This window comes from Catenulispora rubra (assembly GCF_015356825.1).
Taxonomy (GTDB): domain Bacteria; phylum Actinomycetota; class Actinomycetes; order Streptomycetales; family Catenulisporaceae; genus Catenulispora; species Catenulispora rubra.
Map to the genome: position 1 here is coordinate 1 of NZ_JAACYW010000235.1, position 18,673 is coordinate 18,673.

Sequence of the window (18,673 nt, forward strand, 5' to 3'; positions counted from 1 at the left end):
CCCGCCGGCGGACGTTCCCCCGGCAAGTCCACCGCCCGCCCCGCAGGAGCGGGTGCCGGAGCCGGCGCCGGTGCCGGAACAGGAGCCGGAGCAGCCTCCGCCGGCCGCGACTGGCGCGACTACGACCCCTTCGCGGACGCCAACGAAGAAGGCATCCGCCTCCAGAAGGTCCTGGCCCAGGCCGGCGTCGGCAGCCGCCGGGTCAGCGAGGACCTGATCGCCGCCGGCCGCGTCGAGGTCAACGGCGAGATCGTGCGCCACCAGGGCATGCGCGTGGACCCCGAGACCGCGGTGATCCGCGTGGACGGCATGCGCATCTCCACCGCCGAGGGCATCGTCCACTTCGCCTTCAGCAAGCCGGTCGGCGTGGTCTCCGCGATGGACGACCCGGACCGCCCCAACCTCGGCGACTACGTCCGCGGCCGCAACGAGCGCCTGTTCCACGTCGGCCGCCTCGACATCGACACCGAGGGCCTGATCCTGCTCACCAACGACGGCGAGCTCGCGCACCGCCTGGCGCATCCGTCCTACGAGATCCGCAAGGTCTACCGCGCGCAGGTCTACGGCAGCATCCCGAAGGACCTGGGCCGCCGCCTGCGCGAGGGCGTGGACCTGGAGGACGGCCTGGCCCGCGTGGACCACTTCCGCCTCCTGGACTCCGTGGGCCGCAACGCGCTGGTGGAGATCACCATCCACGAGGGCCGCAACCGCATCATCCGCCGCATCATGGACGCCGTCGGGCTCCCGGTGCGCGGCCTGGTGCGGACCAAGTTCGGGCCGATCTCGCTCGGCGACCAGAAGCAGGAGCGGCTGCGTCCGCTCAACAAGGAAGAAGTCGGCGCGATCTACAAGTCCGTCGGGCTCTAGAAACGATCGGGCTCTAGAAACGATCAGAGACAGTAAACGCGGAGCGCCCCCGGATCATCCGGGGGCGCTCCGCGTTCTACTTGAGCGGGCCTGAGCGGGCCTAGTTCAACCACTCACGCCGTGGCAGCCACAGCCTTCGCAGCCCGCTCGTGCTTGTCCAGCCGGTACAGGTGGAAGGAGAACACCACCGCCACCAGCGTCACCACCACGCCGGCGCCCGACAGGTAGGCCATGGCGTGGCCCGCGGAGTGCACCGCGTGCCCGGCGGCCACCGTCAGGTACAGCGTGCCCAGCGAGGCGATGCCCACGACCTGCGCCAGCTGCGCGTTCGTGGCCAGCGTGCCGGAGGCGTCGGCCGCGTCGGTGACCGGCACCCGCATCAGGGCCATCGTCATGGTCGGCGCGTTGCCGATGCCGATGCCCAGGCCGAAGACCATCTGGTTCAGGTAGAACCACAGGCCGCCGTAGCCGCCGTCCTTGAACATCCAGATCTGCGCCGCCATGCTGGCCGCGCCGACCAGCAGGCCGAGCACCGACAGCCGGCGGATCAGGTGCGCCGGGATGTTCCGCCAGAAGTAGCTCACCAGGCCGAACGAGGCCGCGCACGGGGCGAAGGCCAGGCCGGTCTTCAGCGCGCTGAAGCCCAGCGCGCCCTGCAGGTGGATCGCGGTGGCGAACAGGTTGCCGGCGTAGACCACCATGACCAGGAAGATCACGACCAGCGAGGGCTTCATCCCGGACATCGACAGGATCCGGCCCGGCAGCAGCGGCGGGGTGCCGCGGCGCGCCACCCGGCGCTCGACGGCCAGGAACAGCACCAGCAGCGGCACGGTCGCGGCCAGCAGCACCCAGCCCCAGATCGGCCAGTGCTCGTCGTGGCCCAGCACCAGCGGCACCACCAGGGCCAGGATGGTCGGCGACAGGGTCAGCACGCCGGCCAGGTCCACCTTGTTCTGGGCCGCGGTGTTCTGCGGCTTCACCGAGGGCAGCGAGCGCATCGCCGCGATGTACAGCACGATCCCGATCGGCACGTTCACCAGGAACACCGGCCGCCACGACCACCCGAACAGGTTCGCGGTCACCAGCACGCCGCCGAGCACCTGCCCGACCACGATCCCGGAGGCCAGCACCGCGGTCCAGGCGCTCATCGCCTTGGCCCGGGCCTCGCCCTGGAAGTTCTGCTGGATCAGGCTGAGCACCTGCGGCAGCATGATCGCCGCGGCTATGCCCTGGATCACCCGGAAGACGATCAGCTCACCGCTGTTCTGGGCCAGGCCGCAGGCCAGCGAGGCGATGGTGAAGCCGGCCAGCCCGGCCTTGAACAGCCGCTCGTGGCCCAGGATGCGGCCCAGCCGGGCCCCGGTCACCAGCAGCACCGCGTAGGCGATGATGTAGCCGGCGGCGACCAGCTGCAGGCTGGCGCCGGTGGCGTGCAGCTTCTCGCGGATACTGGGCAGCGCCACGTTGACGATCGAGCCGTCCAGCAGCGCCATGAAGTAGCCGACCAGGATGGTGGCCAGGATCAGCCCCGACCGGCGGTTGCCGGCCGGGGCGTCCGCAGCGCCCGGCGTACGCTGCTGTCTTGGCGGGCTTAAGGTCGCGGTGCCCGCGCCGGCGGAGCTCGTCATCTGGTTCGGTCCGGTCCCGGACTCGCTCATGCTCTTGGTCACAACACCAGGATGCGCGAGGTTTTATGGGGGTACCAGGAGTCTAGTTATCCTATTACTACCAGTACCTGGCACCAGGATGTCCGAAGATGCATCATGGTGGTGTGAGCATAGACGTTTCCCTCCCACAAGCGACCATGAGCAGGACCCCGAGCAGGACCCCGGCCAAGGACACAGGACCGGTGCGCCGCTCGGAGCTGGCCTCGTTCCTGCGCAGCCGCCGTGAACGGCTCGACCCGGAGGTCCTGGGCCTGCCCACCGGCACCCGGCGCCGCACCCCGGGCCTGCGCCGCGAGGAGGTCGCGCAGCTCGCCGGCGTGGGGGTGACCTGGTACACCTGGCTGGAGCAGGGCCGGCAGATCAACGCCAGCGTCCAGGTCCTGGACGCGGTGGCCCGCACCCTGCGCCTGGACTCGGCCGAGACCGAGCACCTGTACCAGCTGGCGGACGTCCCGGCGGTCCCCGCGGTGAGCGGGTGCCGGCGCCTGGACCCGGAGGTCCAGGAGATCCTGGACGGCCTGGACCCGCTGCCGGCCTCGGTGATCAACGGCCGCAACGACATCCTGGCCTGGAACCACGCCTACGCGCTGCTGTTCCCGTTCCTGGTGAACCTGCCCGAGGACAAGCGGAACTCGCTGTGGTCGTGCTTCACCAGCCCCAAGTGCTGCCACCCGTTCGTGAACCGCCACGAGGACCTGGCGCGGATGGTCGCGAACTTCCGCGCCCGCTACGGCCGGCACGTCGGCGAGCCGGCCTGGGAGGAGTTCGTGAAGCGGCTGAGCGCGGCCAGCCCGGAGTTCGCCGAGCTGTGGGCCGAGCACGGCGTGGCCGACGGCGGCGTCCGGGTGAAGGTCTTCCGGCACCCGGCGATCGGCGAGCTCAACGTGGTGGTCACCACGTTCGACGTGGCCGCGACCCCGGAGACCCGGATGACCGTCTACACCCCGAACGACGAGGGCACCAGGGAGCGCTTCGAGCTGCTGCGCAGCGACAGCCTGCCGACCGGCATGACCTATCCCTGCGGCCACAGCTTCGACGCTCCGGCGTAGTGGCACAGATTTTCTTTTCGTAGGGTACAGATCAGTAAAGTGGTCGCATGGCAGTACGGGCGGTAAGAGGCGCGATCCAGTTGGACCACGATGACCGGGACCACCTGTTGGCCGGCACCACGGAGCTGGTCAAGGAGGTGATGGAGCAGAACGGCTTCGCCGTCGACGACCTGATCAGCATGCTGTTCACGGCGACTCCGGACCTGCACAGCGAGTTTCCGGCGCTGGCCGCGCGCGAGCTGGGCATCGTCGACGTGCCGCTGATGTGCGCGCAGGAGATCGACGTCACCGGCGCGATGCCGCGCGTGGTCCGGCTGCTGGCGCACGTGGACACGCTGCGCGGCAAGCACGAAATACAGCACGTTTACCTCGGTGGCGCAGCGGCACTGCGCAAGGACATCGCGCAGTAGTTCGGCTTCAGGGCCGATAGGGTTGCCTTATGCGCTCCGCCCTCGTCGTCGGTACCGGACTCATCGGCACGTCCATCGCCCTGGCGCTGACGCGCCGCGGGATCGAGGTGTACCTCAGCGACACCGACGAGGCCGCCACGCGGACCGCGGCCTCCCTGGGGGCCGGCCACAACGGCCGCCCGACCCAGCCCGTGGACGTCGCCATCCTGGCCGTGCCGCCGGCGCGCATCGGGCGCATCCTGGCCGAGGCCCAGCGCGAGGACTGGGCCCGGGTCTACACCGACGTGGCCTCGGTCAAGGCGCTCGTGCACGGCTCCGCCGAGGAGGCCGGCGCCGACCTGAGCCGCTTCATCGGCGGCCATCCGCTGGCCGGCCGCGAGCGCTCCGGCCCGCTGGCCGCCCGCGCCGACCTGTTCGAGGGGCGTCCCTGGGTCCTGACACCTGGCCCGACCACGTCCCGTGACGCCCTGAACCAGGCGCTGGAGCTGGTCTCGCTCTGCGGCGCAGTCCCGGTGGTGATGGACACCGAGGAGCACGACCACGCCGTCGCGCTGATCTCGCACGCCCCGCACCTGGTCGCAGCGCTCATGGCGGCACGGCTGGAGAACGCCCGCGAGGAGTCGGTGCGCATCTCCGGTACCGGTATCCGGGATCTGACACGCATCGCCGGCGGCGCCCCGGAGCTGTGGGAGGACATCCTCTCGGCCAACGCCCCGGCGATCGCCGAGGTCCTGGCCGCCTACGCCGCGGACCTGAACGAGGCCGTCGAGGCGCTGCGCGCCGTGGCCGGCTCGGACGCCGACGCCGCCAAGCGCGGCGCCACCGACCTGGCCGAACTGCTGCGTCGCGGCAACGCCGGCCACGCCCGCATCCCCGGCAAGCACGGAGCGGCTTCGGCCTCTTACACCGCGGTACCGGTGCTGATCTCCGACCGCCCCGGCGAGCTGGCGCGGCTGTTCGCCACGGCCGGCAGCGTCGGGGTGAACATCGAGGACGTCCGCATCGACCACTCCCCGGGCCGCGAGGCCGGTCTGGTGGAACTGCTGGTGGACCCGGCCGTCGCCGACCGGCTGTCGGCGGATCTGGCCGCGTCCGGCTGGCGGGTCCAGTCCTGACCCCTGCGATCGGCCACGGGCTGACGGTCCCACCGTCTACGGTGGACCTCTATGCGATTCCTGCACACCGCCGACTGGCAGCTCGGCATGAGCCGCCGGTTCCTGGACCCCGAGCGCCAGGGCCAGTTCGACGCCGCGCGGCGTGACGTGCTCGCCACGCTCGGCCGCCGGGCGGTGTCCGAGGGCTGCGAAGCGGTGCTGGTCGGCGGGGACGTGTTCGAGACGAACGCCGAGTCGGCGCGCACGGTACGGCAGGCCATGGAGAAGCTGAAGGACCTGCCGCTGAAGGTCTTCCTGCTACCGGGCAACCACGATCCGCTGAACGCGGCGTCGATCTGGGACTCGGAGCGCTTCCTGCGGGCGTGCCCGGAGAACGTGGTGGTGCTGCGCGACGAGAAGCCGGTCGAGGTGCGCCCCGGCTTCGAGGTCGTGGGGGCGCCGTGGCGCTCCAAGCGGCCGACCTCGGACCTGCTCGGCGACCTGCTCACCGCGCTCGACCCGGCGCCGCCCGGCGTGGTGCGCGTCGCCGTCGGCCACGGCGCGGTGGACGCGGTCGCCCCGCAGTCCGACCCGGTGGCGCTGATCCGCATCGCCGGCGTGCGCGCCGCGCTGGAGGCGGGCAAGGCGCACTACGTCGCGCTCGGTGACCGGCATTCGACCACTGAGGTCACGCCTCGGGTGTGGTACTCGGGGGCGCCGGAGCCGACAGACTTCGACGAGGTGGACGCCGGCAATGTCCTGATCGTGGAGATCGACGAGGCCGACCTCCAGGCGCCGCCGACAGTGACCCGCTACCCGGTCGGGACCTGGCGGTTCGAGCCGATCACGGTCGAGGTCTCGGGCGCGGCTGATGTCGCAGCGCTCCGCGACCGGCTGGCGGCGATGCCGGACAAGGATCGGACAATTCTGAACTTCGCGCTCCGCGGCACCCTGTCGGTCGCCGAGAAGGATGCGCTCGACGCGGTCCGGGAGGAGGCCGCCGACGTGTTCGCCGGCTTCCGCGACTCGTCGAGCCGCACCGACCTGGCGATCCGCCCCGCCGACGACGACTTCGATGCGCTCGGCTTGACCGGCTTCGCGGCGCGGGCGCTGGAGGACCTGCGGGAGCTGGCCGCCACCGGCGATGAGGCGGCCGCGCGGCAGGCCTCGGATGCACTCGGGCTGCTGGTGCGGCTCTCAGGTGCCGGTTCCGTCTCTGGTTCCATCGCCGGTTCTGTCTCCGGGAGGGCTTCGTGAGGCTGCTGCGGATCCGGCTGACCGACTTCCGCGGCGTCGCCGACCGGGAGCTGACGTTCGCCGAGCACGGCGTGACCGTGGTCGAGGGCCCGAACGAGTCCGGCAAGAGCAGCACCATCGAGGCCTTCGGGCTGCTGCTGGACGAGCTGGACTCCTCGCGCAAGGAGGCGGTGCGGGCCGTCAAGCCGCGGCACAGCGACGCCAGTCCCGAGGTCGAGGCCGAGTTCCGGGTCGGCGGGTACCACGTGGTGTACCGCAAGCGCTGGCTGCGTCCGCTGACCGAGCTGCGGGTCCTGGCGCCGTCCCCGGAGACGCTGACCGGGCGCGAGGCGCACGAGCGGGTCCTGGCGATGCTGAATCAGGCCACGGACTACGACCTGTTCAAGGCCCTGCGCGTGTTGCAGGACAAGCCCTTCGACGTGGACCGCATCGCCGGCAGCGCATCGCTGCGCGCGGCCCTGGACGCGGCCGCCGGCGGCGCGTCGGGCCTCGGCGACGGCTCCGAAGACACGCTGGTGCAGCGGGTCGAGAAGGAGTTCGCGCGCTACTTCACCGCGAAGAACCGCCAGCCGACGGGGGAGTACCGGACCAAGCAGGACGCCGCCGCGACCGCCACCGCCGAGGCCGCCGAGCTGGCGGCGACGCTGGCGCGCGTCGAGGCCGACACCGAGCGCCACGGCGACCTGACCGCGCGTCTGACGGACCTGCAGCAGCGGCTGCTGACGGACCGCGGCGACGTCGAGAAGTTCGGCCAGCGCGCCAAGCACGTGGAGACCCTGCGGGCCCGCCGCGACGGCGCCGACGCACTCGTGGACCGGGCCTCGCGCGACGCGGAGCTGGCCGCCGGCGCCTGGGAGGCGCGGCAGGCGCTGGTGCAGAGCGTCAGCGACTACCAGGGCGAACTCACCGCGCTCGACAAGCACATCGCTGCGCACACCGAACTGCGCGCCGAAGCCGACACCCGCCGCAACGGCGCCCTGGCGATGCACCGTACCGCCGACGAGACACACCGCCAGGCCCTGCGCCGCTACCAGGAAGCCGACGCCGACTACCGCTGGATGCGCGACGCCTACGAACTGGAACGCGTCCGCGCCGACCGCGAATCCCTGGCCGAATCCGACCGCGAAGTCGAACTCGCCGCCGCCGAGACCGCCGCCACCGAGATCGACGACCGCGCCGTCGACGCGATCGACAAGGCCGACCGCAGCGTCCGCGACGCCCGCACCGCGATCGAGGTCGCCGCCGCCACAGTGCGCGTCGAGCGGCTGGGGAGCGCGGTGGTGACGGTGTCGGCGGCGGACGCGCTGGCGGCCGTGCCCGAGGCTCGCAGCGGCGAAGGCGAATCACTCGCTCAAGTCCCCGAGGCGCGCGCCGCTGTCACACAACATGCTGCGACGCCGACGTCTGTAGCGCTTGAAGATCCGGGCGCCGACCCCCTCGTCCGCCGCATCACCGACCACCTCGTCATCGAGGCCGAAGGCATCCTCCGCGTCACCCTCGCCCCCGGCGCGAGCGAGCGCGAGCTCCGCGCTGAGCTCGACACTGCCGAGTCGAGCCTGGCCACGCTCTGCCTCCAGACCGGCGTCCGCGACCTCGCCTCCGCCCGCGTCCGCCTCCAGCGGCACGTCGAGGCGCGCGCTGCCCTGGCCGCCGCCGAGTCCGCGCGCAAGAAGCTGAGCAAGGACCCTGCCGCGCTCGCCGATGAGCAGGCCCGGCTTGAGGCGCGCATCGCCGACCACCTCGATCGGCGCGACCCCTCCGCTCTGCCGCCGGTCGATCGCGACGAGGCCGACACCGTCGCCGAACTCCGTCGCGCCGAGTCCGAGGAGACCGCCGCCAACCTGGCCCGCGCCTCCGACGCCCTGCGGCTGGCCGAGGCGCGGGCCAACGAGCTCGCCGCCGACGCCCAGAAGCTCGCCGGCCGCGCCGAGCACTTGGCCGCCGAGCACGAGGCCGCCGGGGCCCGGCTGGCCCAGGCCCGGCTCGCCGCCGCCGATCCGGCCGTCGAGGAGCGCGACGCCGACGCGGCCAAGGCGCTCACGACCGCCGTGCAGGACCGCGCCGCGCATGAGGCCGCCTACCGCGAGGCCGAGCCCGAGCAGGTCGAGCTGCTGCTGCGCAACGCCCGCGACGTCGTGGCGCGCACCGAGTCCGAGATCAAGGACACCCGCGAAGCCCTCCAGCACCTCGCCGGGCGCCTGGACGCCGTCGGCGACGACCTCGCCGACCGGCACCGCGAGGCCGAGGCCCGCCGCGAGGCCGCGGAACGGGACCTGGCCTCCGTCACCGCCCGGGCCGAAGCCGCGCAGCTGCTCCACGAAACCCTCCTGCGCCGCCGCGACGAGGCCACCCGCGCCTATCAGGGCCCGTTCAAGGAGCAGGTCGAGCGCTTCGGCCGCCTGGTGTTCGGGGCCTCGTTCGGCGTCACCGTGGACGCCGACCTGCGCATCGCCTCCCGCACCCTCGACGGCCGCACCGACCCCTACGCCGAGCTCTCGACCGGCGCGCGCGAAGCCGTGGCGATGTGTGCGCGCCTGGCGTGTGCCGCGCTGGTCGGTCCGGACGGCGGCGTCCCGGTGATCATCGACGACGCGCTCGGCGCCGCCGACCCGGGCCGACGCCGCATGCTCGGCGCACTGCTCAACCACGCCGGCAGCGCCGGAAGCACGTCCGAACCCACGCAAATCATCATCTTCACCTGCGACCCGGACCGCTACCGCGCCGTTGGCTCGGCGCAAGTCCGCTCGCTGGGCCACAATAACGATCGTGACGAAAGCGCGGCCCAGTGAACCGCTGACCCCCAGCGAACTGCAGAAGCGCCGCGGGATGCGCCGCATGAAGAGCGTGGCCACGGGGTTCCTGTTGGCGGCCGCGGCCGTCTACATCACCATGAAGATCCTCCAGAACCACGGCGTCACCGGCTGGACCGGCTACCTCCAGGCCGCCGCCGAGGCCGGCATGGTCGGCGGCCTGGCCGACTGGTTCGCCGTGACCGCCCTGTTCAAGCACCCGCTGGGCCTGCCGATCCCGCACACCGCGATCATCCCCAAGCGCAAGGACGCGTTCGGCGAGGGCCTGGGCGAGTTCGTCGGCGAGAACTTCCTGTCCGAGGACGTCATCCGCGGCCGCCTGTCCGCCCTGGGCATCTCCCGCCGCACCGGCCAGTGGCTCTCGCAGCCGGAGAACGCCGCGCGCGTCACCAAGGAGCTGGCCACCGCGGTGCGCGGCGTGCTGACCGTGCTGCGCGACGAGGACATCCAGAAGATCCTCGGCGAGGCCGTCACCACCCGGCTGGCCAAGGCCGACCTCGCCACCCCGCTCGGCGGCCTGCTCCAGCGCGTCACCGAGTCCGGGAACCACCACCAGGTCGTCGACATGATCGCGACGCGCGCCCACGACTGGCTGGAGGCGCACCCCGAGGCGATCAACAACGCGGTCTCGAACGAGGCCCCGCTGTGGTCCCCGCGCTTCCTGGACGACGCCGTCGCCCGCCGCATCCAGCGCGAGCTGGTGAAGCTGGCCGGCAGCGTCCGCGACGACCAGAACCACCCGGTGCGCGGCGCGCTGGACCGCTTCCTCGCCGACTACGCCGAGGAGCTGAAGACGGACCCGGCGACCCGCGCGCGCGTCGACAAGTTCAAGACCGAGCTGCTGGACCACCCCGCGGTGCAGGGCCTGGTCGGCTCCGGCTGGACCGCCATGCGCCAGGCGGTGATAGAGGCCGCCGAGGACCCGGGCAGCGACCTGCAGATCCGGGCGCGCGAGGGTCTGCAGAGCCTGGGCCACCGCCTGGAGACCGACACCACCATCCAGGAGAAGGCCGACGGCTGGGTCCGCGAGGTGGCCGTGCACCTGGTGACCACCTACCGCCAGGAGATCACGTCCCTGATCACCGACACCGTCGCGGCCTGGGACGGCGAGGTCACCTCCCGCAAGATCGAGCTCCAGGTCGGCCGGGACCTGCAGTTCATCCGCATCAACGGCACGGTGGTCGGCGCGCTGGCCGGGCTGCTGATCTACACGATCACGCAGCTCACGCTATAAGCAGTCTCTGAGCAGTCCTGAGCAGTCCCTGCGATGTCTCTGCGCCGCCCCTGAGTCGTCTCTGCGCAGTCCCTACGCTGTCAGCAGACAGAGGTGGCCCTCACCCTCCGCATCCTGCGAGGGTGGGCCAATGCGACTTCTCATACTCGGCGGCAGCGCGTTCCTCGGCCGGGCCGTCGCGGCCGAGGCGCTGGCGGCCGGCCACGAGGTGACCGTCTTCAACCGTGGCCGCACCGCCCCCGACGTCCCCGGCGTAGAGCCTGTGCGCGGCGACCGCGAGTCCAAGGAAGACCTGGCCCGCTTGGTCGGCCACGGCCCCTGGGACGCGATCGTCGACACCTCCGGCTACGTCCCGCAGATCGTCGGCGACTCCGTCCGCGCCCTCGCGGACAGCGCCGCGACCTACGTGTTCATGTCGACCATCAACGTCTTCCCCGCCTGGCCGACCCACGCCGTCGCCGACGACTCCCCGATGCACGAATGCTCCCCGGACGCCGGCCCCGACGACGGCGACTACGGCACCCTCAAGGCCGGCTGCGAACGCGTCGTCGAGCGCGACTTCCCCGGCCGTGCGCTGTCCCTGCGCCTGGGCCTGCTGCTCGGCCCGAACGAGGACGTCGGCCGCCTCCCGTCCCTCCTGCTCCGCATGGCCGCCGCCGGCACCACGCGCGACCTGCGAACCCTGGCTCCCGGCGAGCCCAGCTACCTCATCAACCCGATCGACGTCCGCGACATCGCAAGGTTCACCCTCGGCGCCATCGACCAGGGCCTGACCGGCGGCTACATCGTCGCCGGCACCCCCTCCAACGCCTCCACCTACGGCGAACTCCTCGAAGCCTGCATCGACGCCACCGGCTCCGCGGCACATCTGGAGTGGGTCGACGGCGCGTTCCTGGAGACGCAGCCCGACGTCGGCTTCTGGAGCGAGCTGCCGATCTGGATCCCGCCGGGCGACGTGCCCTGGGACGCGGACACCTCCCGGGCCGAGGCGGCGGGCCTGCGCTGCCGTCCGCTGCGCGAGACGGTCCGGGACACCTGGGCCTGGATGGCGGCCGACGGCGGGACCGTCCGGCGCTCGTACCAGCCGCGCCGGCCGCACGGGCTCGGCGAGGAGAAGGAGCGCGCCCTGTTCGCCGCCTGGGACGCCCGCCCGAATCCGTGACGGAAGCAGTGACAGAACCCGCGACCGAAGCCGTGACAGAAAGCGTGACAGACACACGGCAAAAACACCGTCATCGCGGGTATCGCAGTGTTCGTACGCTCACGACGTGGCGGATCAGATCGAGGAGACCATCCGGTCGCTGCGCAAGCTCGGCCGCACCCACGGCGCGGAGAGTGAGAAGGTCGTCCGCTGGGTCCGCGGCGAGTCCGAGCGGCGCTGCGCCGACGGCGACAGCTGGTACCTCGGCGACCTCGGCGTCGCGCTGCTGGCCGCGCACCGTGCCGAACCGCAGGCCTGGCAGTACCTGTACATCTTCGACCACCTGTTCAAGCTCCTCGTCGAGGTGTCCGGCAAGGGCGACCTCCCGCAGACGCTCCGGCTGATCGCGGCCAGCCGCGCGGCCGGGCACGACATCGACCGCATCGCCGCCGCGCGCCTGGCCGCGCACCGGCGGCGCGCGACCTTCGCCGACGCCTTCATCGGCCACGGCCTCGCGGACGACGTCGGCGACACCTTCCGCGCCTGCCTGGTCCACGAGATCGTGCTCCGCGAGGGCACGGCGCGCGGCCGGTCCTGGATCACCGAGTGGGCCGCCTCGGCCGCGATGCGCCGCCATCCGCTCGGCTGGCTGCCGCTGGACCTGGCCGCCTTCGAACGCGGCTGGGACCGGGGCCCTTGGGTCGGCGGCCCAGGCGGTACCAGGGCTGGCAGCGCCGCCAGGGGCACCGTCGGCGGCGTCGTCAGCGGTGTCGTCACCGGCACCGTCGGCCGCGAGATCACCCTCCATCCGCGCTCGCACCGCAGGCGCTCGGCCGCCGACGTGACCACCCCGATGGCCTCGATCAGGCTGTCGGCCGCCGTCATGAACTGGGTCGAGGACTCCAACGGCCGGATCGAGGCGCGGGTCTTCGACCTCGGCGGGCCGGTCCCGCCGCCGAACGTCCCCGAGACCCTGGCCATGCTCGGCCTGCGGTGCGTCGAACCCGGCGACATGCCGGTCCGGCTGTCGGTCTCCGCCATCTCCGTGGACCAAGCCTGGTGGGCCCTGTTCCACGCGGCCCTGGACGGGGGCGCCTACGGCCGGGGCCGCTTCGGCGCCTACAGCCGGCTGTTCGCCTGGCGCTCGTTGGCCGCGTTCACCGGAGCGCCGGAGGACGCCGGCGCTCTGGACGTGATGCGGTCGGCCCAGCGCTGCGCCTGGTACCGCTTCGACGCGGACGCGCCCTGGTACTCCGGGATCGTCTGCGACATCGGTCTGGTCGCGGTCCGGCCCGACGGCCGCAGAATGGCCGTGCTCGCCGCGACTGATTCGGATTGAGGGCGGTTCTCTTCGGGGCGGTTCTTTTGGATCGGTTCTTTTTAGGATCCGATCTCCGGAAGAGAACACCCGCTCGATCGAGTTGAAGTCCCCGGAGGGGAGAACCGCGGTGGTGGTGCCGTCAACGCCGCCGCGGTTCCCCTTATGTTTTTCCGCGATGTTCTCCGCGGTCAGGCCGAGATCGGCAGCAGCGACGCGGGCGTCTTGACGGTGTACGGCGTCCCGACCGGCGTCAGCCGCCCGGTCTCGCCGTCCACCCGGAACACCGTGATCGAGTCCGAGTGCTGGTTCGCGCTGAACAGCAGCGTCCCGTCCGGGGACAGCACGATGTCGCGGGGCCAGGCTCCGCCGGCGGGCACCACCTCGACCGGGACCAGGCCGGCGCCGTCCTCGACGATCGCGAACACCGCGATCGTGTCGTCGATGCGGTTGGAGGCGTACAGGAAGCGGTCGTCGGCCGACACCCGGATCGCCGCGCACCAGGCTTCGTCGGACTTCACACGGTCGACCTCGGCCCGGCTCTGCACCTGCACGCCGGCCTGGCCGACGCCGGTCGCCTCGTCCCAGGAGCACACCGCGACCGTCCACGAGAGTTCGTTCAGCACGTAGAAGTGGTTGCCGGAGCCGTGGAACGCCAGGTGGCGCGGGCCCGAGCCGCCGGGCAGCGTGACGTGGCTGTGCGCCGAGAGGCGGCCGTGTTCGTAGGCGTACACGTAGACCGTGTCGGTGCCCAGGTCCACGGCTAGCAGCCAGCGCCCCGACTGCGACACCACCACCTGGTGCGCGTGCGGGCCCTCCTGCCGGTCGGCGCGCGGCCCGGAACCGCTGTGCTGGATCACCTGCGCGGGCTCGGAGCCGGTGACGCGGCCCTCGGCGTCGAGCGGGAAGACGCCGACGGTGCCGGAGACGTAGTTGGCGACGAACAGCGTGCTCCGGTCCGGGTGCAGCGCCAGGTGGCACGGTGCCGCCCCGCCGCTGGCGATCTGGTCGCGCACGTCGGTGCCGCCCTCGGCGACGGTGAAGCGGGCCGAGGCGACCCGGCCCTCGGGCTCCTGCTCCACGACCGCCGTCAGGACGCCGCGCGCGTCGTCGTAGACGACATAGGAGGGATCGGCGATGTCGACCGACGACACCGGGGAGAGCGTGCCGTCGGCGTCGTAGCGCAGGCAGTGCACGCCCACGCCGTAGCCGCCGACCAGAAGATGGGAGTTCGCAGAGTCGACCATGGTCGGTATTCTCGCCCAAACGTCGGTGACGTGCTTCTAGTGTTCGCCGTGTTCGCCGTGTTCGCCGTAGTGCGTCGCGCCGTGCTCGTGCTCGTCCCCGTGCTCATGCCCGGCCATGTCGTCCGGCCCGCCGCCCATCATCCGCATCATCGCCATCCCCCCAGTCCGCACGAACCGCACCACCAGCACGAGTGCCAGCACCAGGAATGCGATGTTGAGCCACGACGTGTAGTTCCACTTCACGCCCTCGCTCATCACCGCCATCCCGCCGCGCCCCGGCACCCACCCGAACGCGTCGAACAGCAGCTCCACCACATAGCCGGCGCCGGCCATCGCGATGAAGAACGTCCACAGCAGGAACCACGCCGTCCGCCGGCCGTAGTACTTCTTGTAGATGTTCAGGATCGGCAGGATCAGCAGGTCCGCGAAGATGAACGCGGTCACTCCGCCGAAGCTGATCCCGCCCTTCCACAGCACCAGCGCCAGCGGCACGTTCCCGATCGAGCACACGAAGCTCACCACCGCCACCAGCGGCCCGACCAGCGGCCCCCACACCCCGGCCAGCACCGGGTGCCCGGCCAGGAAGAAGTGCCGCCAGAACGAGTCCGGCACCCACGCCGCGATCGCCCCGGCGATGAACAGCCCGACCACCAGGTCCCGCAGGATCGCGGCCCACTCCATCACGAACACGTGCGACACCGACGTGAACCCGGCGCGCGACAGCAGCCGCCGCAGGAACGGGCCGTCCCCGGCGACCGACATGTCCATCGCCGCGTGCCCCTCCATGGAGCCCGCGATCCCGCGGTCCGCCTGCTCCCGCGCCTCCCGCACCAGCCGCGGCGTCAGGAACCGGCGGAACAGCACGGCCAGCACCACGATCATGATCGGCCCGCCGATGAACTCGGCCAGCGTGAACTGCCAGCCCAGCAGCAGCCACAGGATCACGCCGAGCTCCAGCACCAGGTTCGTGGAGCCGATCTCGAACGCCATCGCCGCGGTGAAGTCCGCACCCTTGCGGAACAGCGAGCGCGCCAGCGCCACCGCCGCGTACGAACACGACGACGAGGCCGCCCCCAGCAGCGACGCCACGGCCAGCGTCCGCGGCCGGTCGTCGCCCAGCAGCCGGACGATCGTCGACTTGCGCACCACCGCCTGGATGACCGCCGAGAGCGTGAACCCCAGGACCAACGCCCAGGTGATCTCCCACGTCATCGAGCCCGTGATCTTCAACGCGTGCATGATCGCACCCATGGGCTGCACCTCCCAATCTTCGCCTCGCGACGGTTACCCTATACCGGTAGCTGGTATCGAGCGCGGGAGGAACGATGGCCGGACGGGCCGGACGGCGGCACGCGATGCTGCTGTTCACGGTGCTCGCCGGGCTTTTCCTGATGCACGGATTCAGCGCTCCGTCGATGCACGGGATGCCGATGTCGATGTCGATGCAGATGGCTTCCCACACGGCTGACGCGGCCAGCGGCGCGATGCCGACGACGGATCATATGCAAGCTGATGAGACCTGCGTCCCGCTGCGTCCCGAAGGCTTGGCGGGACTGTTCTTGGCGCTGTTCCTCATTGTCATAATGCCGTGGCGACCCCGGCTCGCCTTTCCCGCGCGCCTCATCGGCCCCCGTTGGCCGCACGGCCCACCGCGCCCCGGCGCCCAGATCCTCCGCATGCTGAGCATCTCCCGGACGTGACAGACGGCTTCCTCCGCCGTCAGTTCACGTATTCACCGGAAGGTTCCCATTCTCATGCGTTCACCCAATCGTGTCCGTTTCCTGGTGCTCGTCCCGGCGCTGGCAGGCCTTTTGCTGGTAGCGGCCTGTGGTTCCGGTTCCGCCGGCCACCACTCCTCGATGGCCGGCATGGCCCACAGCGACGGCGACCCCGACGACCCCATGTACATGGGCGACGGCCTGGCCACCACCGACCAGGGTTACACTTTCGCCCCGACCGCCGACTCGGTCGCGACCGCCGGCTTCGGCTTCCGCGTCCTCGGCCCGGACGGCAAGCCGGTCACCGCCTTCGAGCCCGAGCAGACCAAGCTCATGCACTTCTACCTGATCCGCTCGGACCTGTCGGGCTTCCAGCACGTGCACCCGACCATGGCCGCCGACGGCACGTGGACCGCGCCGACCGCGGCCGCCGGGCCTGGCACGTACCGGGTCTACGCGCAGTTCATCGCCAAGGGCGCCGACGGCAAGGCGGTGGCGCTGGTGCTCTCCAAGCAGGTGGCGTCCGCCGGGTCGGCTCCGGACCGGCCGCTGCCCGCCGCGTCCGCCACGACCACGGTCGACGGCTACACCCTGACCGTCGACTCCTCGCAGCTGATGGCCGGGATGGCGATGCCGCTGAAGGTCTCGGTGTCCCAGGACGGCAAGCCGGTGACCGACCTGGAGCCGTACCTGGAGACCTACGCGCACCTTTCCGGTTTCCACGCCGGGGACCTGGCGATGGCGCACCTGCATCCGCAGGGCGGGGTCGCGACCACCCCGACCGGCGGTCCGGACCTGACCTTCGAGGCGACGCTGCCGAAGGCCGGGCTGTGGCGGATGTACCTGCAGTTCCAGACCGGCGGGGTGCTGCACACGGCGGCGGTGACGCTGGACGTCCGCTGACGGACAGCCCCGGGGCTCTGCTGTGAGTGAGATCACAGCGGGGCCCTCGGGGCGCAATACCCTAGGGGGGTATAGTCGTCGTCATGACCGAGCTGGCCGTGATCCAGGACGAGGCGGGCACCGCCTCGGGCTGTTCTTGTTGTGCCACCCCTGCCGCTGAAGCCGTCGCCGCCGAGCCGAAGGAGACCACCGTGTCCACCGTGTCCGAGAACGTGACCACCGCCGTCTACACCGTCTCCGGCATGACCTGCGGCCACTGCGTCAACTCCGTGACGGAGGAGGTCGGCGCGATCGACGGCGTGCGGAACGTGGACGTGGTGCTGGAGACCGGCCAGGTGACCGTCACCAGCGCGGCGCCGCTGACGGTCGAGGCCGTCCAGGCCGCCGTCGACGAGGCCGGCTATACGCTGGTCCACTGACCGTCGGGGGCACCCCCGCCGCCAAGGATTCGCCAGGCCCCTGACGCGCACCGCGCGTGTCAGGGGCCTTCTCAGGTTCTCAGGTCTTCTCCATTGGTCATCAGCCCTCTACACTCCCGCAGCAGGTTGCGAGGTGTGGGATGAAGATCGTCGTTTTGACCAAGCATGTCCCGCAGGCCATCGGGGAGGTGTCGTTCGCCCAGGACCTGACGGTGGACCGCGCGGCGGTGCGCTGCCGCCTGCAGGACGCCGACGAGTACGCGGTCGAGCAGGCCGCGCGCATCGCCTGCCGTCGTCTCGACGTGCAGGTGACCGCCCTGACCATGGGCCCGCCCGGCGCCTCCGGGGCGCTGCGCACGGCCCTGGCGCGCGGCGCCGACGAAGGCGTGCACGTCCTGGACGACGCCCTGCACGGCAGCGACGCCCCGGCCACCTCCCTGGTCCTGGCCGCCGCCTGCCGCCGCCTCGGCTTCGACCTGGTGCTCTGCGGCACCGCCTCCACCGACTCGGCCATGTCCGTCGTCCCAGCGATGCTCGCCGAACGCCTCGGCATCCCGGCCCTGTGCTACTGCGACACCCTGCACACCGACGAGGACATGCTCCACGCCACCCGCGACGACGGCGAAACGATCGAGCACCTCACCGCCGCGATGCCCGCCGTGGTCTCGGTGACCGACCGCAGCGGCGAACCCCGCTACCCCCGCTTCGAGGCCATAGCCGACGCCCGCCAGAAGCTGGTCCGCACCTGGTCCCTCCCAGACCTGGGCATCGACCCGACCGACGTCGGCCTCCCCGCCGCCGCAACCAAGGTCACCCGCGCCACCCGCACCGAAGCCCACACCACGACCGTCCACGAAGACCCAACCGCCGCCGCGACCCGCATCGCCGACTTCCTGACCCGACGCCAGTTCCTCTGAAGCCACGACCCAGGCACAACCGACATCACGGCAAGGAGGCCGGATGGCGAAAGTGATGGCGCTCGCCGACCACGACGCGCGCGACGGCACGGTGCGCCGCTCAGCGTGCGCCCTCCTGACCTTGGCACGGCGCCTCGGCGACCCGGTGGCGGTGTGCCCGACGATGCCCGACGAGGCGACGATCAGCGTCCTGGGGCACTACGGTGCGACGGAGATCTGGTACCCGGACAGTTCTCCCACACAAAGCACCGAGACCGACCTCCTGGCAGCGGTCGCGCGGCGCCTCAACCCGGCGGCCATCCTCATAGCCTCCACCTACCGAGGCCAAGAAACCGCCGCCCGCCTGGCGATCCGGCTCGACTCCGGCATCATCACCGATGCCATCGACATCCGCCCCGCCCCCGACGGCGGCCCAGTCGCCACCCAGCGCTGCCTAGCCGACTCCCACCTCGTCGAGTCGACCGTCATCCGCGGCATCCCGATCATCACCGTCCGTCCCGCACCAGGGCGGAGGCGACCGCTCCCAGCGGTGTCTCAGGGTGCTGGTTCAGGAAGGCCGCCAGCGCGTCGGCCTGGCCCTGGAGTCCCCTGCGGCCTCGTCCCGAAAGCAACAGGGGTACCG

At 71.5% G+C, this 18,673-nt stretch carries 16 protein-coding genes and 1 pseudogene; 14 read left to right on the forward strand and 3 right to left on the reverse strand.

Translation table 11 applies throughout. The features are described 5' to 3' along the window. Nucleotides 1–867 (forward strand): pseudouridine synthase (locus GWK61_RS40565; protein ID WP_194917042.1); only part of this gene is annotated, 867 nt, incomplete at its 5' end. A 113-nt stretch (nucleotides 868–980) separates the two neighbouring features. Here the strand turns inward: GWK61_RS40565 and GWK61_RS40570 are convergent. Further along, entirely contained in the window at nucleotides 981–2,537 is a 1,557-nt protein-coding gene (locus GWK61_RS40570) for an MFS transporter (protein ID WP_323747976.1), read from the reverse strand. Nucleotides 2,538–2,638: 101 nt separating this feature from the next. Between GWK61_RS40570 and GWK61_RS40575 the strand changes: the two genes are divergently transcribed. The 8 genes from GWK61_RS40575 to GWK61_RS40610 all read left to right on the forward strand — a co-directional run bounded on the left by GWK61_RS40575 (nucleotide 2,639) and on the right by GWK61_RS40610 (nucleotide 12,868). Then, nucleotides 2,639–3,583 carry a helix-turn-helix transcriptional regulator gene (locus GWK61_RS40575; protein ID WP_323747977.1) on the forward strand — a complete coding sequence of 315 codons (945 nt, stop codon included), beginning with the start codon at nucleotides 2,639–2,641 and terminating at the stop codon, nucleotides 3,581–3,583. A gap of 47 nt (nucleotides 3,584–3,630) precedes the next feature. Further along, nucleotides 3,631–3,993 (forward strand): chorismate mutase, encoded by a 363-nt coding sequence (gene aroH, locus GWK61_RS40580; protein WP_194917043.1) that lies wholly within the window; start codon nucleotides 3,631–3,633, stop codon nucleotides 3,991–3,993. Between the two features lie 29 nt (nucleotides 3,994–4,022). Next, complete coding sequence (locus GWK61_RS40585; RefSeq protein WP_194917044.1) at nucleotides 4,023–5,108, forward strand: prephenate dehydrogenase; 1,086 nt, start codon at nucleotides 4,023–4,025, stop codon at nucleotides 5,106–5,108. A gap of 51 nt (nucleotides 5,109–5,159) precedes the next feature. Next, a complete protein-coding gene (locus GWK61_RS40590; RefSeq protein ID WP_194917045.1) occupies nucleotides 5,160–6,344 on the forward strand; it encodes a metallophosphoesterase family protein in 1,185 nt (394 codons plus the stop codon). Next, the gene (locus GWK61_RS40595) at nucleotides 6,341–9,133 is read left to right on the forward strand and encodes an AAA family ATPase (RefSeq protein WP_194917046.1); all 2,793 of its coding nucleotides are present in this window, start codon (nucleotides 6,341–6,343) and stop codon (nucleotides 9,131–9,133) included. Before GWK61_RS40590 ends, GWK61_RS40595 begins: the two co-directional genes overlap by 4 nt. Beyond that, nucleotides 9,102–10,388, forward strand: coding sequence for a DUF445 domain-containing protein (locus GWK61_RS40600; RefSeq protein WP_194917057.1), 1,287 nt, complete (start codon nucleotides 9,102–9,104; stop codon nucleotides 10,386–10,388). Before GWK61_RS40595 ends, GWK61_RS40600 begins: the two co-directional genes overlap by 32 nt. Before the next feature lie 130 nt (nucleotides 10,389–10,518). After that, the gene (locus GWK61_RS40605; RefSeq protein ID WP_194917047.1) at nucleotides 10,519–11,550 is read left to right on the forward strand and encodes an NAD-dependent epimerase/dehydratase family protein; all 1,032 of its coding nucleotides are present in this window, start codon (nucleotides 10,519–10,521) and stop codon (nucleotides 11,548–11,550) included. Between the two features lie 106 nt (nucleotides 11,551–11,656). After that, nucleotides 11,657–12,868, forward strand: coding sequence for a DUF6183 family protein (locus tag GWK61_RS40610; RefSeq protein WP_194917048.1), 1,212 nt, complete (start codon nucleotides 11,657–11,659; stop codon nucleotides 12,866–12,868). Between the two features lie 170 nt (nucleotides 12,869–13,038). Here GWK61_RS40610 and GWK61_RS40615 read toward each other — a convergent pair whose 3' ends face one another. Next, a complete protein-coding gene (locus tag GWK61_RS40615; RefSeq protein WP_194917049.1) occupies nucleotides 13,039–14,094 on the reverse strand; it encodes a lactonase family protein in 1,056 nt (351 codons plus the stop codon). Between the two features lie 36 nt (nucleotides 14,095–14,130). Next, nucleotides 14,131–15,345: a permease gene (locus tag GWK61_RS40620; protein ID WP_194917050.1), complete on the reverse strand. Its 1,215-nt coding sequence runs from the start codon at nucleotides 15,343–15,345 to the stop codon at nucleotides 14,131–14,133. Nucleotides 15,346–15,419: 74 nt separating this feature from the next. On the opposite strand from GWK61_RS40620, the gene GWK61_RS40625 reads away from it, so the two are divergent. The 5 genes and pseudogenes from GWK61_RS40625 to GWK61_RS40645 form a co-directional block, all read left to right on the forward strand. Then, entirely contained in the window at nucleotides 15,420–15,794 is a 375-nt protein-coding gene (locus tag GWK61_RS40625; protein ID WP_194917051.1) for a hypothetical protein, read from the forward strand. A gap of 54 nt (nucleotides 15,795–15,848) precedes the next feature. Then, entirely contained in the window at nucleotides 15,849–16,715 is an 867-nt protein-coding gene (locus GWK61_RS40630) for a DUF8832 domain-containing protein (RefSeq protein ID WP_194917052.1), read from the forward strand. An 83-nt stretch (nucleotides 16,716–16,798) separates the two neighbouring features. Further along, complete coding sequence (locus tag GWK61_RS40635) at nucleotides 16,799–17,134, forward strand: heavy-metal-associated domain-containing protein (protein ID WP_194917053.1); 336 nt, start codon at nucleotides 16,799–16,801, stop codon at nucleotides 17,132–17,134. 140 nt (nucleotides 17,135–17,274) lie between these two features. Then, nucleotides 17,275–18,051 carry an electron transfer flavoprotein subunit beta/FixA family protein gene (locus tag GWK61_RS40640; protein WP_194917054.1) on the forward strand — a complete coding sequence of 259 codons (777 nt, stop codon included), beginning with the start codon at nucleotides 17,275–17,277 and terminating at the stop codon, nucleotides 18,049–18,051. A 43-nt stretch (nucleotides 18,052–18,094) separates the two neighbouring features. Then, a pseudogene (locus GWK61_RS40645) lies at nucleotides 18,095–18,673 on the forward strand (hypothetical protein); the annotation flags it as partial.

What these genes read in the sequence shown, in the direction of transcription:
- GWK61_RS40605 (WP_194917047.1), top strand. Translation starts at nt 10,519, where the DNA reads ATGCGACTTCTCATACTCGGCGGCAGCGCGTTCCTCGGCCGGGCCGTC.
- GWK61_RS40615 (WP_194917049.1), bottom strand. Translation starts at nt 14,094, where the DNA reads ATGGTCGACTCTGCGAACTCCCATCTTCTGGTCGGCGGCTACGGCGTG.
- aroH (WP_194917043.1), top strand. Translation starts at nt 3,631, where the DNA reads ATGGCAGTACGGGCGGTAAGAGGCGCGATCCAGTTGGACCACGATGAC.
- GWK61_RS40630 (WP_194917052.1), top strand. Translation starts at nt 15,849, where the DNA reads ATGCGTTCACCCAATCGTGTCCGTTTCCTGGTGCTCGTCCCGGCGCTG.
- GWK61_RS40585 (WP_194917044.1), top strand. Translation starts at nt 4,023, where the DNA reads ATGCGCTCCGCCCTCGTCGTCGGTACCGGACTCATCGGCACGTCCATC.
- GWK61_RS40590 (WP_194917045.1), top strand. Translation starts at nt 5,160, where the DNA reads ATGCGATTCCTGCACACCGCCGACTGGCAGCTCGGCATGAGCCGCCGG.
- GWK61_RS40625 (WP_194917051.1), top strand. Translation starts at nt 15,420, where the DNA reads ATGGCCGGACGGGCCGGACGGCGGCACGCGATGCTGCTGTTCACGGTG.
- GWK61_RS40635 (WP_194917053.1), top strand. Translation starts at nt 16,799, where the DNA reads ATGACCGAGCTGGCCGTGATCCAGGACGAGGCGGGCACCGCCTCGGGC.
- GWK61_RS40640 (WP_194917054.1), top strand. Translation starts at nt 17,275, where the DNA reads ATGAAGATCGTCGTTTTGACCAAGCATGTCCCGCAGGCCATCGGGGAG.
- GWK61_RS40620 (WP_194917050.1), bottom strand. Translation starts at nt 15,345, where the DNA reads ATGGGTGCGATCATGCACGCGTTGAAGATCACGGGCTCGATGACGTGG.